This window comes from Bradyrhizobium sp., from assembly GCF_049519115.1.
Lineage (GTDB): Bacteria > Pseudomonadota > Alphaproteobacteria > Rhizobiales > Xanthobacteraceae > Bradyrhizobium.
On record NZ_JBEKRB010000081.1, the window covers coordinates 1 to 16,353 of the forward strand.

At 60.2% G+C, this 16,353-nt stretch carries 12 protein-coding genes and 3 pseudogenes; 8 read left to right on the forward strand and 7 right to left on the reverse strand.

The window, feature by feature from the left end:
- From ABSE61_RS32760 to ABSE61_RS32770, 3 genes and pseudogenes are all read left to right on the forward strand, one after another.
- Positions 1-102, forward strand: a pseudogene (locus tag ABSE61_RS32760) (IS5/IS1182 family transposase); the annotation flags it as partial.
- 697 nt (positions 103-799) lie between these two features.
- On the forward strand, positions 800-1,600 hold the full coding sequence (locus ABSE61_RS32765; RefSeq protein ID WP_423875316.1) for a transporter substrate-binding domain-containing protein: 801 nt from the start codon (positions 800-802) through the stop codon (positions 1,598-1,600).
- A gap of 286 nt (positions 1,601-1,886) precedes the next feature.
- Positions 1,887-2,867, forward strand: a complete 981-nt coding sequence (locus ABSE61_RS32770; protein WP_423875317.1) for an acyl-CoA desaturase — start codon at positions 1,887-1,889, stop codon at positions 2,865-2,867.
- A gap of 900 nt (positions 2,868-3,767) precedes the next feature.
- On the opposite strand, the gene ABSE61_RS32775 is transcribed toward ABSE61_RS32770, so the two are convergent.
- Positions 3,768-3,998 carry a hypothetical protein gene (locus ABSE61_RS32775; RefSeq protein ID WP_423875318.1) on the reverse strand — a complete coding sequence of 77 codons (231 nt, stop codon included), beginning with the start codon at positions 3,996-3,998 and terminating at the stop codon, positions 3,768-3,770.
- A 672-nt stretch (positions 3,999-4,670) separates the two neighbouring features.
- Here ABSE61_RS32775 and ltrA point away from each other — a divergent pair.
- Entirely contained in the window at positions 4,671-6,008 is a 1,338-nt protein-coding gene (gene ltrA / locus ABSE61_RS32780) for a group II intron reverse transcriptase/maturase (protein ID WP_423875328.1), read from the forward strand.
- Positions 6,009-6,176: 168 nt separating this feature from the next.
- Here the strand turns inward: ltrA and ABSE61_RS32785 are convergent, their stop codons facing one another.
- The 4 genes and pseudogenes from ABSE61_RS32785 to mobQ form a co-directional block, all read right to left on the reverse strand.
- Positions 6,177-6,392: a helix-turn-helix transcriptional regulator gene (locus tag ABSE61_RS32785; protein WP_423875319.1), complete on the reverse strand. Its 216-nt coding sequence runs from the start codon at positions 6,390-6,392 to the stop codon at positions 6,177-6,179.
- Positions 6,393-6,565: 173 nt separating this feature from the next.
- Positions 6,566-7,798, reverse strand: a pseudogene (locus tag ABSE61_RS32790) (Ti-type conjugative transfer relaxase TraA); the annotation flags it as partial.
- On the reverse strand, positions 7,786-8,388 hold the full coding sequence (locus ABSE61_RS32795) for a TOTE conflict system archaeo-eukaryotic primase domain-containing protein (RefSeq protein WP_423875321.1): 603 nt from the start codon (positions 8,386-8,388) through the stop codon (positions 7,786-7,788). The pseudogene ABSE61_RS32790 and the gene ABSE61_RS32795, both read right to left, overlap by 13 nt.
- A gap of 101 nt (positions 8,389-8,489) precedes the next feature.
- A pseudogene (mobQ, locus tag ABSE61_RS32800) lies at positions 8,490-9,285 on the reverse strand (MobQ family relaxase); the annotation flags it as partial.
- A 155-nt stretch (positions 9,286-9,440) separates the two neighbouring features.
- On the opposite strand from mobQ, the gene ABSE61_RS32805 reads away from it, so the two are divergent.
- Both ABSE61_RS32805 and ABSE61_RS32810 read left to right on the forward strand, forming a co-directional pair.
- Positions 9,441-9,782, forward strand: a complete 342-nt coding sequence (locus tag ABSE61_RS32805; RefSeq protein ID WP_423875329.1) for a conjugal transfer protein TraD — start codon at positions 9,441-9,443, stop codon at positions 9,780-9,782.
- A gap of 1 nt (position 9,783) precedes the next feature.
- Positions 9,784-10,050, forward strand: coding sequence for a conjugal transfer protein TraD (locus ABSE61_RS32810; RefSeq protein WP_423875323.1), 267 nt, complete (start codon positions 9,784-9,786; stop codon positions 10,048-10,050).
- A gap of 275 nt (positions 10,051-10,325) precedes the next feature.
- Here ABSE61_RS32810 and ABSE61_RS32815 read toward each other — a convergent pair whose 3' ends face one another.
- Together ABSE61_RS32815 and ABSE61_RS32820 are read right to left on the reverse strand one after the other, a co-directional pair.
- Entirely contained in the window at positions 10,326-11,651 is a 1,326-nt protein-coding gene (locus ABSE61_RS32815) for a hypothetical protein (protein ID WP_423875330.1), read from the reverse strand.
- Between the two features lie 1,781 nt (positions 11,652-13,432).
- Entirely contained in the window at positions 13,433-13,795 is a 363-nt protein-coding gene (locus ABSE61_RS32820) for an IS110 family transposase (RefSeq protein WP_423875325.1), read from the reverse strand.
- A gap of 478 nt (positions 13,796-14,273) precedes the next feature.
- Between ABSE61_RS32820 and ABSE61_RS32825 the strand changes: the two genes are divergently transcribed.
- Both ABSE61_RS32825 and ABSE61_RS32830 read left to right on the forward strand, forming a co-directional pair.
- Positions 14,274-15,527: an ABC transporter substrate-binding protein gene (locus ABSE61_RS32825; protein WP_423875326.1), complete on the forward strand. Its 1,254-nt coding sequence runs from the start codon at positions 14,274-14,276 to the stop codon at positions 15,525-15,527.
- A gap of 100 nt (positions 15,528-15,627) precedes the next feature.
- A partial coding sequence (locus tag ABSE61_RS32830; protein ID WP_423875327.1) for an ABC transporter substrate-binding protein occupies positions 15,628-16,353 on the forward strand: 726 nt, incomplete at its 3' end.

The following is a 16,353-nucleotide window of genomic DNA, read 5'->3' on the forward strand; positions in this document are numbered from 1 at the left end:
CGTCTCGCCAAAGATTGGGAGAATCTCAATCGCAAGGCGCTCGCATTTCTGCGCCTCGCCTCAATCAGGCTCATGCTGAGAAAACTATGCAATCCAGCATGATCACTCCGGACAGACTCTTAAGGCTTTCTTTATTGTCGGTGCGCCGGAGCCGTTATCGCAAGGCGTACGACACCCACGCGCCTTTGTTTTGGGAGAGTGATCCGCCGCCGGCGGCATTCGCCCATATGCCGACCCCAAGAAGCAGCAAAACGAGACTTAGTCCGAGGATATCCTTCATTTCCAAACTCCACATTGGGCTGCCGAGGCTTGTTGGAGCTGCTGGCTCAACTCGGCGGGTTTTTCTTTCACGCTTATGGGGCGCGGCGAGGGCTCGAGGGAACTTTTCAGCCGGTCGCTTTTGGGCACGGCCGATGCGGCCCGCGCCACAAACCTGGCGGCCCACCGCTGCTCGAATTTTCTTTGAAGGTGAAGAGGAATAGCGCTCATAACCAAAGCTCCGCGTTCGTCGACGCCCCGGTCCTGGAGGCCTTAACGCGCGTGATCGATTTAAGGTCCGTAGCCGGCTCACCGGACGTTGCGCTTAAGGGGCGGACTGTTGCCAATGCGGAAGTGGGTGACCACGCTTTGGCCCAGGCAGGCCAAACCAGGCCCAAGCGGTCTTTCGATTGGCCGCTCGTTCATGCGCAAGTTTCTTGCATGCCAAAATTCCTTCGCATCGGAGTCCAAGGGCATGCCAAGGCGCTGGCGCCTGTACCTAGTCGAACCTTAAGCTGTCCTGCCAGCGAAGGACGTCTGGATGATGAGAATTGCCTTGGTCACCGCACTGGCGGTTGCCTTTGGGGCGAGTGGAACATCACTCGCGCAACAGCAGCCGGATCCTCGCGTCGCAGATCTCGTGCAATCCGGCGCGCTGCGCGTCGGGCTCGGTATTGGGAGTTTGACGACAGCGACGAGAGATCCGGCGACGGGCGAGGTCAAGGGACCGGCACTGGAATTGGGGCGCGCGCTCGCTGCCCGGATGGGAATCCAATTCGTATCCGTCGAATATCCAAGACCCGGCGCGGTGATTGACGGCCTGCGTGCCGGCGCCTGGGATGTCTCCATCCTGATTGTCGACCCGGTGCGTGCGGAGCAGGTGGATTTCTCGCATCCATTCATGCAAACCGATCTCACCTATCTGGTGGCCGCCGGGTCCACGATCCAAAACGCGGGGGATGCGGATCACCAGGGGATTCGTATCGCGGTCGCGCGTGGCGATACGTCGGATCTGTATTTGACCCGTGCGCTCAAGCAAGCCCAGTTGGTCCGGACGGACAGTATCGCCGCTGCGGTTGAACTGCTGCGGACCGGAGCCGTCAACGCCGTGGCATTGAACCGCCCCAGTCTGATCGCCCAATCCGCAGCACTTCCGGGCTCGCGCGTTTTGAACGATGGTTTTGCCGACATCTACTCCGCGATGGCCGTCCCCAAAGGACATGATGGGCGGCTTGCGTATATCAACGAGTTCATCGAGGACGCGAAAGCCTCCGGCCTCGTCCGTCGCATGATTGAAACATTGGGGATGCAGGGGGTCCGGGCCGCTGCGGCCGCGAAGTGAGCAGAGGAAGTGAGCAAAAAATGGCTTGCCTGGCTTCGCGCACCCCATCGAACCCACCATCGTCATCGCCAGCTTGCATCTCGCAGATGCCGGACCAACCGGCAACGGCCGCCAGCGAAATTTACGCAGGGTTAACGAGGCGAAAAAAGCTTTCATCCTCAATGTGATCGCGTCTTTTCAGGTCCCGGTTCCGCGCTCTGGCGGCCGATCAACCCTTGATGGAAATGGCCTGCATCGGTACGGTCCGCCGCAGTAGCGTTAATTTTCCGTGAATGGATCAGCTGAAATGACCGCAGTTCGGAGCGTGGAGCCGGAGCAAAGTGACGGAAGACTGCCGCCGGGCGTGATCGCCGGTGGTCCGGTGGTCGAGGCCAAGCTTCGCGAATCCTATGCCGTGTTCGGCATTCTTTACGCCGGTTCGATCGCCGCGGTGCTCTGGACCATCATGCAAGGCATCGGCTGGGTGGAGATCGCGGTCTTCGCCGGCATGTTCTGGCTGACCATGTTCGGGATGGGCGCGGGCATGCATCGCCTGTTCGTGCACCGGAGCTTTCGCTGCGGTCCGGCGATGCGGGCGTTCTTCGCCGCGATCGCCACGATGTCGGTGCAGGGCTCGGTGCTCAAATGGGTCTCCAATCATCGCCGGCACCACCTTTACGCCGACAAGCCCGGCGACGTGCACAGCCCTTTCTATGACGGCCACGGCAACCGCTATCTCAGCTTCGTCAAGGGCATGTTGCATGCGCAAGGCAGCTGGGTGTTCGACGATGTCGCGACCGACGGCGAATACTATGCCAAGGATATTGTGGCCGACCCGATCACGATGTTCTTCGTGAGAACGCGCTGGGTCTGGTACGCCCTGTCGGCGGTTTTCATTCCGGGCGCCATCGGCTACGCGGTCGGCGGGTTCCACACCATGATGGGCTGCGTGCTGTTCTCCGGGCTGTTGCGCGCCTACCTCATGGTGCTCGCCACCTCGCTGGTCAACTCGTTCTGCCATAGCGACGGCCGCTACGGTTACCGCCGCTTCGAACTCGATGACGGCACGACCAACGAGCTGGTGATCTCGATCATCACCCTCGGTGAAGGGCTGCACAACAACCATCACCGGTTTCCGCGCGACGCCTATATTTCGCACGCCTGGTACGAAATCGACATCAATGGCCTGATCATTCGGGGGCTAGAGAAACTCGGGCTCGTGCACGACGTTTTCGACGGCGGGCGCGCATCGACGGTGCCGGCCGGGCAGGCTTCGCGAGCCGTGTGATCCTGAATACGGCGAGCGCCTCGACCTCGACCTCACGCTCGGGTCCTTGCGCCGGCATCGAGCCGTTGCTGTCCGAACTCTTTCCAGAGTAGCTCCGGACCGTAGAGCGAGCCGGACGGCGTCGACCTTTCGGATCTCGACGGTCCGGCGGCGACCTTCGCACGCTTTGCTTTGGAAGTGGCTCGCCAAGCCATAGCTCGCTGAAAGCCAGCGAAGGCTGGTGGGCCCGGCAGCCGCCATATGAAGCTGCTTTTCTTGAGGTATTTCTTGGGCTTATCAAAATGTTGATTCAACGAGTACCAACAAAGATACCAACAAAGTTGCCAACGGAAGAAGATCGGTCTGCCGGCCCTACGCGCAGCCGCCAGCGGCGCTCTGGTCGTCCATCGCGTCCGATCGAACTTCGAAGGTAGCTATGTCGCTATCAGTCGGGAAAGCAATTTTTGAAGTTGGTCCGGCACAGGCTACTCGACGTCGGTGTCACGGCGAGCTTTAGGTCAATCGTGCGTTTCGGCGCTACTATCTAGCGATGCCCGTGATCGACCTAGCTCTCATCCGGTTCACTCAGGTGCCGAAGCCGTGCCATAAACGCGGCAAGGTCGCCCGTAAAACAACGTCTTCTTTCCGAACTTGACGCGTTTGAGGTCACCTCGTTTGACCGCTGCGTACAGCGCAGTGCGGCCAATACTTAGCAACTCAAGTGTCTCGTCGACCGCGTACGCTACTTTCGTAAAGCCGGGGGCTGAAGGGCCGATCGGATCAACTCCGGTGCTGTTATCGTTGTCCACACTCGGCACTGCATTGGTCGTCGAAACATGGGATTTGCGAGGGTGAGCCATGGTACGAATTGTGTCACGCGTCTTGGCGTAAATGAACAGCCCAAGGCTGCGCTCTGCTACGCTATGGCGTCCCATCAGCGGGCGGTGAGACTGTCTGTTTGACCTCAGCTCGGTCAGCCGGCGTCATGCCAACCGCATGCCCGATGACGCGCGCGGTCTTCCCCATCTTCGGCAAGCTCGTGGCGGGTGGATTCCAATGGCTTCGGCGCTGGCGGTTGAGCCGATTGGTTCCCTGCGTATAGTCGGCCTCGATCTCCGGCGTGATCATGCGCTCGCGCAGCCCAGTAAGCACGCGGCTTTCCAGAGCCTTGCGGTCTACGGTGCGGGCGTTGTTTGCAGACCGTTGCCTAGCATATGGTTGGTGCAGGCATCGCAGTCCGGATTGGGAGCGCTGTGCGCCCCCAATCCGTCTTTGTCTGCTTGGAGAGCCCAAACCGGGGCGGCGTCAGGCCGTCAAGGCCGAAGCCGCGAAGCCGGGGGCGCGACAGCGCCAGCCTGTGTGTCGGACATGTCCGACAGCTTGGGGGTGAAAGTCCCCTGTGTAACCTGATGGAGGTGAAGCACTAGCGAAGCGCAAGGGCGGAACCGCGAGGGACCGTCTGAAGGAAGCGTGGAGCAAAGTCGCGACCCGACGAACAGAAATCGGATACGAGGCAGCACTGGTCGGACGAGCGGGCAGGCATTCGCGAAGTCCATCTCCATCAATGGCCAGAGTTGTAAATCCGGCGGGTGTGCGATGAAGGCTGTCGGACTTACTCCGAGAGATCTGCATCGTGTCCTTCGGGACTGAGGATGCCGCAAGGCGTTCTGACCGCGATGCAGAAGTCAGCAGAGGGCGTATTAGGTCGGCTCGCCGGCTGAAGGCCCGAACGGTCCCCGATGAGGGGTTGAAGGAAAGGGCAAGTAGATCGGACGTCTCATGACCGGATTGCGACCGCCATACCAACTCGAGTTGGACTTGCCGATGCCCGCGCGGGGTGAAGCCCCGCGTCGGGACGCGCAAGAGGTCGAAACGATCGAGGCGACGGCCGAACCCAAAAGCCCGGCATCCACAGAGCATCTTATGGAGGCGATCTGTGACCCAGACAATATAGAAGCGGCGTTGGATGCGGTGGTGCGCAACAAGGGAGCGCCCGGCATTGATGGTATCACCGTCAAACAACTGCCGGACATTCTCAAAGCGCGCTGGCCGGAGATCGAAGATCAACTACTGCAGGGGCGCTACCAGCCGCAACCGGTGCGTCGGGTGAGAATCCCGAAGCCGGACGGCGGGACGCGCAATCTCGGCATTCCAACCGTCATTGATCGTGTGATCCAGCAGGCAATCCTGCTGCGGCTTCAGCCGCTGTGGGACCCAACATTCAGCGAGCATAGCTACGGCTTCCGGCCGGGCCGCTCCGCTCACCAAGCGGTGGCGCAGGCGCAAGCCTACATCATCGAAGGCTATCGGTTCGTCGTGGATATTGACCTGGCCAAATTCTTCGACCGGGTCAATCACGACCGGCTGATGGCCGCGGTGGCGGCGCGCGTCACGGACCGGCGGTTGCTCCGGCTCATCCGGAATTACCTGACGGCCGGTGTGCTCGACAACGGGTTGTTTGAGGATAGCCGGGAGGGGATCCCGCAAGGCGGTCCGCTCTCTCCGTTGCTCTCGAATCTCGTGCTGGATGAATTGGATTGCGAGCTTAAGCGTCGCGGCCACCGGTTCGTGCGTTACGCGGATGACTGTAACATCTACGTGCGCAGCGAAAAGGCCGGCCGGCGGGTCATGGAGAGCCTGACCCGCTTCATCGAACGGCGCCTCAAGCTTCAGATCAACGCGGAGAAGAGTGCCGTTGCCCGACCATGGCACCTGACGTTCCTCAGCTTTACGGTGAGGAACGAACCGGAGTTCCGGCGATGCATCGCTGACAAGGCCATCATCCGGTTCAAGCACCGGGTGCGTGAGCTAACGCGGCGACATCGGGGCATCACCCTGGAGCGGATGATCCGCGAGCTGGTCTCATACCTGCGGGGATGGGCTGGCTACTTCGGCTTCAGCCAGTGGCGTGAGTTGCAATCCCTCGATAGCTGGATTCGGCGGCGCATTCGTTGCGTTGTCTGGGTCCAGTGGAAGACGCGTGGCAGGCGATATCATGAACTCCGGCGCCTTGGAGTACCCGGGCCAGCGGCCAGCGAGGCCGTCTTCAGCCCAAAGGGACCGTGGCGAATGAGCTTCACGAACGCAATGCACCGCGCCTTCACCAACGCGCGCTTCAAACGTCTGGGTTTGCTTCCCATGGAAAAGCTGGTGGACGCTTAATCCGCCGAACCGCCGTGGTACGGACCCGTATGCCCGGTGGTGTGGGAGGGGCGGCATCGCGAGATGCCCCCCTATCCCGATTTACGGCCTGAGGCCGGTCCGGTTCACTGCTATCAGCAGCAAAAGGAAATACCGCTGGGCGGTTTGGAAGGTAGGCAACCACTCACCTCACACTACTTCATCGAACTTGCGTTTCGGACGCCATGCGGCGGGATCGGCGACCCAGCGGTTGATGTCGGACTCATGCCAGCCGCTCCCGTTGACGCTGATCTTGATCTGAGCCGGGAATGTCCCCTCGTTGATCTTGCGGTAGATGGTCGACCGGGACAGCTCGGTCCGGGCAATGACGGTTTTGAGTCGAATGATCCGATCTGGTTCGGGCATGGAAAGGCTGCTTCCTGCTGACTGCTTCTGATCCAGAGCAAGCGGTTGTGTGCGCGCAAGAGCATTTTCCTTGCCGTCGGAGCGTGGCGTACAATCGGAGGCAACTCTTGTAGTCGGCGGCCGATGCATCTCACCAGGTGCGCAGCGGTTTGGGGACAATGATATGAATCAAATTAGAGCCCGATGCCCCTGCCTCTGCCGAGATCGATGCCAAGGGTGAAGGCCAATTCGTGCCCGAGCCGCCGGCCTGATTCGAAGGCGATTCCGAGCCCCCGCTTGCGGTTGGCGAGGAGCGATTCCAGTTGCGGATCGCGTTCGAGGCCTCTCGCCATGTCGCCCATCGCCGAGCGCGCTGACCTGTAGCCGGAGATGTCGCCCGCCGGATACCGGCGCAGACTGGCCTGGTCGAGCTTCTGCCACTCCTCCACGAAGCGGTCGGCGCGACGGCCCGGATTGATGCGCAGTTCGGTCTCAAGCTGTTGCGCGCGGATGGCGCGGTTGAGCCGGCCGCCAGCCGCCTCGCGGGCAAGATCCGGGTTCTTCTTGTAGGCGGCTTCGGCATCGTGCGAGCCATAGGGGCGCACCGCCTCGAAGACCTTGCGGGCTTCCTGCAATTCCTTCACCTGCTCGGGACTTGCCTCGAAGCCCAACTCGTGCATATCGAAGATCGCGTCCACGGCTCGGGCATGGCGCACGAGCGCTCGGGTATGCACGCGACGTGCTTCCGCTTCCGGGTCTGCCGTCACCTTTTTTTCCGGCGCCTCGGTTTCGCGCCTCGCGGCGTTTACGACCGCATTTCCTCTTTCCGGCGGCTGCGCTGCGTTCTTGCTGGGCGCGTCGTCTCCGGGCGAGCGCAATCCTTCGAGTAAGCCATCGATCCGGTCGCGCAGCTTTTCCGGGACGACCTTGCGCACGATCTCAACGACGCGCTCGCGGAAGGTGATCCCGCGCCGCTCGGCATAGCCTTGCGCAGGATCGCGCTGCTCGTAGTCCGAGGCCATGTCCTTGGCCCGGTCGCGCGACAGGGTACGGGTGAGCCGGTCCGGATTGGCAAAATCGACGCGGCCATAATGCAGCTCCAAGCCATCGCGGTGTCGTGACAGGGCCACATAGCTGGAACGGGCATCCATCCCCGGTGTCGCCAGCACATGGGTGCGGTCCACCGTCATGCCCTGCGCCTTGTGGATGGTTGCCGCATAGCCGTGGTCGATCCGGTTATAGTCCTTGAAGTCGAAGCGAGCGGATCGGCCATCGTCGGTGCGCACGGATATGGATTGCGCGCTGACCTGGTCGATGGTCCCGAGCGTGCCGTTCTTGACGCCAAGGCCGCGTTCGTTTTGCAGGAACATGATGCGATCCCCGCTGGCGAAGTTTCTCGCGCCGCGCTCGACCGTCACAGGCACCTCGAGCGCTGGGACCGCGACCGGCAGGCCAAGGCTTTCGCCATGGAGCGCAAGTGGAAACCTATCGCTCCCGTGGCATGGTGCATGAGCGCGCTTGCGGCGCTCGACCTGCCATGCGCGCATATCATGCCGCTCACCCGTCGTGATAACTGAGCGCACCGCCCATTTGGAGCACCGTTCGCGTCGGTCCCGCGCAGATGACGTTCGATCGACACTTCATCTACTGCCTGGAATGCCTGATTTGGACATGCCGAACATTTAACTTTTGGCTTTTCACAAACTTCACGCCGCCATTCATTCGCACAGGCAGGTGCGTACCCGCTCCGTCCCGTCGTGCGATTCTCCCAACGGACGGGAAAAACATCTGAGCGGCCGCGGAAAAGCCGACGAAACAGAGCAATCTTCTTTTCGATTGTCGAATTCCGGTCAATGGGATCGCCTGCTTTTGCCGAAGGGACCGCGTTGATAGCTGCAGCCTCTTCACTCCGCACCGATCGCAGGGCGTTGATCTCGGCTAAGATGTCCGCACGCTCGCGTTCCAGCGCCGTGAGCCGCGCCAAGAGTTCGGTAATTCTGGCGTCCATTTGCGTCATGGTGCAGATTGGTTTGCGTCAACATCTTCCAATAGAAGCTTGACGTAATTTTGCTTCGCCCGATAGCAGCACAAAAGGGAAGCCGATCACAATCGGCCGATCATGTTGCGCTGCGTGAAGGTCGATTGCTGATGCGTGATCGCGTCCAGCCCCAGATCGGGATTCGCGATGATCCGCGCGCCATTGCCGCGCGCGATCTCGCGGTGCATCCCGGCGCGGTCAGCCTCGGTCGCTTCCTCGGTTCCTTCGATGCCGCGATCCTCGATACGTTTGGCGGGCGCGCCGATTTGACTTTGGGGCTCCAGTGCGATGCCTTGGCGTTCAAGACTGCGGTGGTCGATGCGCGCGTCGATGTCGAGTTCGGAAAGGCGTTCATTGGCGAGTTCGGCCCAGCGCTCGACCATCTCGGTGCGGTTCCAGTCCCGGACCTTCGGACCAAAACCGTTCTCGTCGCCATTTGCGCTGACCTGGCGCATGGTCAGCATGACGTGGGCGTGGGGTTTGGCCATGCCGTCTTCACCGAAATCCCAATGCACGTTGAGATCGGCGATCATGCCCCGATCCACGAATTCGGCCCGAGCGAAGTCGCGGGCGAGTTCAATGCCTTGCGCCTGCGTCAGTTCGCGCGGAATGGCGAATTCCACTTCGCGGGCAAGCTGGGCGTCCTTTCGGACTTCGAACGCCTCGACCTCGTTCCAGAGCCGTTCGCGGTCCTTCCACACAGCGGGCGCGTTCTCCGGCAGCATCACCTCGGAATGGACGACGCCGCGCTTGCTGGAAAAATCGTGGCTACGATCAAGCCGCTCGTCGCGCAGCCGCGCGGTAGGCGGCTGATGCCACCGCGCTAGAGCCAGACTTGCGGCCAATGACCTTGACGTGAAGATGATAGATCGCCATCGCGGTCGGATCAGTGGCACGGCGGAGCGCCCGTCGGAACGACGTATAAGCGCACCCTCCCTCGAAAAAATCTCGGGACGGATTACACCGTCTCAAACCGTCCCGGCGATCCTACAGCATTATGCCCAAGGCTTAACTATCATCCCCCCATCAACATTGCTGGAGAACGTGATGGCAAGCTGCGGGATTTCGACGGGGAACTGAAAGCGCTTCAGGACAAGGCGCGCGATCTCAAGAGCCGCAAGGTGCTTGGGCTTGGTGAACTGGTGATCGCCACTGGAGCCGACGCACTCAACGCCGACGAATTGGCAGGCGCGCTGATCGTGCTGACTGAGACCAATGATGCTGGAAAGAGGGAGGCATGGGCCAGGCGCGGCGCCGCGTTCTTTCAGGGACGGTCGCGGCGGGATGCACCGGCAACTGACCGCGACACGGACGGCGCTCCGGCGCAACCGGGCGGCGCGCAACCGGTATCGGGCCGCAAGGACGCGAAATGACATGCGCACGTGGCAGGTCGAGCGCCGCAAGCGCACGCGGCACCTGATCGAACTCGGCGGCCTTGTCGTGAAAGCCGGACTCGTCAACCTAACCGGCGACGATCGCGCGATCATTCTCGGCGCGCTGCTCTGGATGGTCGACAAGCTCCAAAGCGATCAAGGAGAACGGGCGCGAGCGCTATGGGCCGCAAAGGGGAAGCAAGCGTTCGAGGCGGACCCGACGACACACAAGGAGACAGATCGAATTGTTCCAGCAAGTCATCGTTGATGCACGACAAGGGTATGTCAGCCGATCGACTGCGCGTCCGAAGCGACGTCGAGCACGCGATGGGCGCTAGAGTGTGAATCGGCGTGGGTCCGAGCGTCGATCGGCCTCATAAGCGATTGATCCATTTTGCTTCTGTGGGGTCAATGTTCGGCGCCGTTTCGCAGCTCAGTGGGCATGTGACCGAAATTCGCTTCGAACCTCTTCTAAAAAAGTGTCCCGTCCAATACTATCCCTCGTCGCCGACATCGGGTGTGTTGGCATTCCCCGTCGCGAGACTACGGCGTTGTCGGAGGCTTCGATCGTGCCGAAAAGCGCCTCATCGCCGCGATCACCAGGGTGCAGGTTGTAATCCATACCAAACGCGAGCCATAGCGGTCGTGCGCTCCTGATATCACGCCGCATATGACGGCATTGCCGAGCAGCGCTAGAACCACAGTTGCCATCAACAGCGTCACGTCGTCGGTCCGTCGCCGGAAGAGGGCGGCAATCAGCATGGCAAACACGAGTGCCGTGGAGATCAGCGCGACGGGAACGTGAACCAGATTGACCGGGCCGAAGGTGAGGTGGCTCTTCTGCTCGCGCGCCGCGTCCATTAGTTTCAATTGGCGCGGCAGATATTCCCGAAAGATGCCGTAGGTATGCATCAAGGTCGGATGGTCGGTGTTTTCGCCGGTGGCGACCTTGAGCATCTGCTCGCCTGTTGCCAGTAGCGCTTCCTCGGCCTGCCACAGCGGATAATCGGCGAGCGCATGAACGGCGATGTATCCCATCTCGTCGCTCATGCCGGGAAAACGACCGAGCTTGTTGAACACGGTCTCGCGGCTCCAGAGAAAATCATCCGCGGTTTCCGGCAACTCGTTGCGATAGGGGCAGAGCTTGAAATGCTGCTCAGGACAATGGTCGTGCAGGTACCGGGTCACAATACCGTCCTGGAGCATGCGCGCAAACGCAATCGCGTAGCCGCCGGGCGTCCAGGCCACCTGTCCGGACAGGGCAAAATTGGCCGACACCAGCATCATGGCGCCGGTCGCAATCGTCAGCGTGCCTTGCACGAGCGATGCTGCTCTAATTCGTCCGCGCAGGAACGGGCGCGCGATCCATCCCATACAGCACAGTCCCAAAAGCACGGCCATCGTCGCACTGTGGGTTGCCGCCGCAAACGCCGTAAAGACGAACAGCGCGGCCTTTTCGCTTCGAGAAATCTTGTTGCCGTGAAGCACGAGGATAAACAGCGACAAGACCGACAGGCCAGCAAAAATATCGGTGAGCAGCATGCTGGCGAGCCATGGCAACCCGGTGGTCAGGGTCAGCACCAGGCACAGGCCGAACAGCCGCCACGGTCCGGCAAGACCCAAGACCCGCAGCGTGAGCTGCAAAATCCACATCGTGGCCAACGCCTGGATCGCCAGATTGAGCCAGAAATAGGTGTGTTCGCCGTAATGGAGGTAGAGGCCAAACACGGTCGAGCGGCTGGGGACGAGGTAGCCTTCGTACCACCGCGCCAGATAGCCACCGGTGTCCGACTGCAGCAGCGGATAGCCATTCCAGAGCCCGGGGGCGACCAGCATCAGGGGGATGAGGACAGCCATTCCCCAGATCATAGCGGTTCTGCGGCGCGCCAGCGCAAGATCCGCTTTATGATGCGTCATCTCCCGCAATTTTAGTCAACCTGCGGTGACTGGCCGCCAGGCGGAAGTCCGGGAGAGCCGATTTGCTGTGCTGAAAAGATCACTACGTCAACAAGGATTGGGGTCAAGAAGGGCGCGGTTTGCGCCCCCAAAAGGATTCTCATGGCGGGAATTAGAACGGAAATGAGCTGTCTCGATTAGCGGCGTCTTATACCAGACAAATCTAAAGTCGTCATGGCACAAAGCGCAAGCGTTTGAATGCTTGCGTCGGGGCTATCAGGAGACACGCCGAATAGAGGTGCCTGCGTTTAAGGATCCGGGTCGGTAGCCGATGGATTATAGCTCTTTGAGGTTGGCAAAAGGTCCGTCAGCCGGCATATTGTTGCGATGCCACCTATGTCCCCTGACACTGCAGTCGCGAGGTTATTATTCGTCGTCTTCACGATCGTCGTGGCTTTTTCGGTAAGCTACATCGTCCGTTACGATCTCGGGTTCTCGCGGGAAGCAATCCGCCACGTTGCTCTAATCAGCGCGTTCGCGATCGGATCACTTTTGGCCGCTGGGTATTTCCGACAGAAACGAACGCCCAAATAATATCCACACCAATGCTATCTCCCCTGATCATTAGTTTTAACAGTTGAGCCGAACGCTCGCGCGTGTTGTTCTGTCGCGGGATGGACGACGCAACCGGTTGCCGCAAGCGAGCCAAAGAAGTTCGCGAAATAGCGAGAAGATAAAGCACCCGTTGGACAAAGCGGCGTGGCTGAAGGTCGCTGACGACTGGATCAAGTTGGCGGAGATCGCCGAGGCGCGAAAGAACAAGTAAGATCGCCTCGGCTGGTTACTTTTAGTTCGGCCTACTCCGTCAAGTCTGCGCTACGGTCAGTAGGCGGACGGGTGAAGGTCAGGGTCCTCTCCGCCGATTCTTGAATGATCGAGGCCTCTGAAACCATAGCTCTCCATGTTTTGTGGAAATTGCGGAGTCTGATACCCGACGTGGCTATGTGTCGGACCGTGATGTATTCGAGAGTGATGACGTCAGCGTCGCGCGCGACAGCTGGCGCAGCGATGCCGATCGATAGAATAGCCATCGCGCAAATTCGTCGTGGTCATTGGACTCTCCTCGAACTACAACATCCAACGCATGACCAACCGTGTTCATCGACAGTAATAGCTTCTTTAATTTGGGCGTGTGGGAATGCTGCTTCCGCCGTCCAAAAAATCTACGGACGAGATTGGGTTAGGTTTACTGACCTATCATCATACTTTGGGCGACTTGGGGAACGAGCGCTGATCGTGGTAGTTAGTTCAATAATGGTCTAAGGTAACTTCGGCCCCGTCGCTCTTACCCGGGTGCGGGGCCTCTTTCGTCCTTAGAGGCCCCGAATCCATCACGTCGATTGGATCAAGCACGCCAGCGGGTTGATTCCAATCGGTGTTGACTATGGCTTCTTTAGACAAAGCCCAACTGTCGGCGCTGTGCCGCAATTCGCTCCGTCTGGCGCCCCGCCGCTCGGGCAAAATACCGACACCAACATCTCGCTAGATTCACAACTGACCGCGCCGTCAGCTTGTACCGATCGAATGTTGGCACCGGCCGGTCCAGTATCGCCCTTTGACCCTTGCGCACCCTGAGGGCCTTGTGCGCCCTGCTGTCCCTGACCACCAGGCACTACGAATTTGGTTGATTCACAGCCGTACGATCGCTGATGAGGCGAGACCGAACGCGATGGAGCGCCTGGAGATCTAATTGATTATCGGCTTTTTACTGGAACACAACGTGTCGAAGGACGCTGCACGGCTTCGGCGACTGCGTAGGCATCTCGGAAATCGTTCTTGTGGCCCTGCCGGAACGGTTTGGCATAAGCCGGCGGTACCTGCTTTACGTCATGGCCGAGCGCAGTTAGCTCGCAAGCCACATAGTGCGTCGCCATACCAGCTTCGATTCCGATCAGGCAGCGCGGGACATTGGCAAGCCGGACTGTGATCTGACCGCGTGAAACCTTCTCCCGTAAAACGATTGCCCCTTTGTCGTCGAGGCCGATCAAGCGCAGGGTGTTCTTGCCTGTATCGATGCCAATGGCGCGTGCGACTGCAGCGGCTTTCTTATCGGACATAGCGATGTGCTCCTCGTGCTTCTAAGCCCCCCGCCCATTCTCTGAGCGGTTCGGGGCGGAAGCACGGCCGGTCCATCCCATTCTGAGACATGGCGGCAGCATCGAGCGATGTCTGTTTCCCCGGAAAGACCGGTAGTAACCGAACGACGCTCAAAACGGCGCTAATGACCCTGAATAGACATTGGGCGCATTCCGCTGACGTGGCGTGCAGTCGTTCCGGCGGTGGCTGCGTTGCAGTAGATCATCGACGGTGGTCCCGATCATTCGCGTTGACGAACGGTGTCGGTATAACGCGGCGGAGCCATATTTAATCCAGGTACAGGCGCCCGCGCTAGCAGCGCACCTCTAGGCCTAAGGTTGAAAGATTTTGCCGGCTTCATGATTGGTAAAGACGAGCCGGAAGGGTTAGGCTTCCGGCCGACAAAGGCATCGAAGAATGCCGGCGATCAAAAACATACCGTCAGCTGGGGAGGACAGCATGGGTACTTCGCAACGATCCGGGTCGGTCGATCGGCGGACTATTCTGAAAGCAAGCGCAGCGATTGCTGCGGTGCAATTCTCATCACCCTTCATCATCAAAGCCCGCGGCGAAACCCCGGTTAAGATCGGAATGGTGGATCCGTTGACCGGCGTTTATGCCGCGATCGCACAGGGCGAAGTAGTAGGCGCAAAATTCGCCGCCGAGCAGATCAACAAGAAGGGCGGAATTCTGGACCGGCCGGTCGAGCTTCTGATCGAGGACTCCGCCAATGATGTCGGCACCGGGGTGCAGAAGACGCGGAAGCTGATCGAACGCGACCAGGTGAGCTTCATCATCGGCGACGTGAATTCAGGCATTGCGATCGCGATAGCGCAGGTCACCAGCGAGAAGAAGGTGCTCCATATCGTGTCCGGCGGTCATACCGATCCGATCACCGGCGCCAACTGCTCGTGGAACGTGTTCCGGGTCTGCAATTCCACCGCTATGGACGCCAATGCCATCGCATCGACCTTGATCGAGAAATTCGGCAAGAAATGGTACTTCCTGACGCCGGACTATGCGTATGGACACTCGGTCCAGGCCGGCTTTGAGAAGCTGTTGAAGGCCGCGGGCGGCGCCTCCGCCGGGTCCCTCGTCCCGCTCGGCACACCGGATTATTCGGCCTATTTGATCCAGGCGAAGGCCTACGGCCCACAGGTTCTGATCAATGTCATGGGCGGCGGCGATCAGGTCTCCAGTCTCAAGCAATTCGTCCAGTTCGGTCTGCACGAGCAAATGGCAGTCGGCGGCACCCTGTTCGAGCTTGAGAGCATCCGGGCCGTGCCCGACGGCGCGCGCGTCGGATGGTGGACCATGGAATGGTGGTGGGACCAGCCGGGTGTGCCGCATGTCGCCGAATTCAATGCCGCGATGAAGAAGATCACAGGCCTCTCTGCCACCGCGCGCAACTGGTTCGGCTACGCGTCGGTGCAGACGCTGGCGGTGATTGCCAACCAGGAGAAAACACTTGACGCCGTGAAGCTGTCGCGTGCGCTTTCCGGATTCAAGCTGCCGCCGGAAATCGCCTTGCAACCGGGCGCACCGGCGTTCCGGGCCGGAGACCACGAATTGATGAGCAGCGTGTTTGTCGGCGAGGCGCACCCGCCTCAAGGCGATCCCGACAACATGTTCACGGTACGCACCCTCGTGCCGGGAGAGAAGGCCGCGGGTCCGGCGGAGGGCACCGGTTGCAAGATACAATGGCCGGCCTGAGACAAAATCACAGGGGACAAATTTTGGCGGCCGGTGCTTCGAGGCATCAGACGAGACGAAACGTCCAACAACAGAAACAAAGATCGCTCGGAGGAAATCCATGATATCGAAGATTCTTACCGGCAAATTCGATCGGCGCGGGCTGATTAAGGGTGCCGCAGCGCTGGGTGCCTTTCAGGTGGCTTCCCCCTTCCTCATTCAGGCACGCGGCGAAACGCCGATCCGGATCGGCATGGTCGATCCCCTCACCGGCGTCTACGCAGCACCGGCCGGCAACGAGGTGATGGGCGCCAAGCTCGCGGTCGAACAGATCAACGCCAAAGGCGGCACGCTCGGACGTCAGGTCGAGCTATTGGTGGAGGATTCCGCCAATGACGTTGGCACCGGCGTGCAAAAGGCCCGCAAGCTGATCGAACGGGACCAGGTCAACTTCATGATCGGCGATGTCAATTCGGGTATCGCGGCGGCAATCGCCCAGGTCACCGCCGAAAAGAAAATCCTGCACATTGTTTCCGGCGGTCACACCGATTCGATCACCGGCAAGGATTGCAAATGGAACGTGTTCCGCGTCTGCAACACCACCCGGATGGAGGCCAACTCGGTTTCCGATCTGCTCTTCACCAAGTACGGCAAGAAGTGGCACTTCATCACGCCGGACTACGCCTTCGGCCACACGCTTTATAGCGCCTGCACCGACAATCTGAAAAAGCTCGGCGGCACCGTGACCGGCAACGAGCTTACACCGCTCGGCACGACTGATTTCTCCGCCTACCTGATCAAGGCGCGTGCCGCCAATCCGGACGTGCTGCTGCTCCTGGTGCAGGGC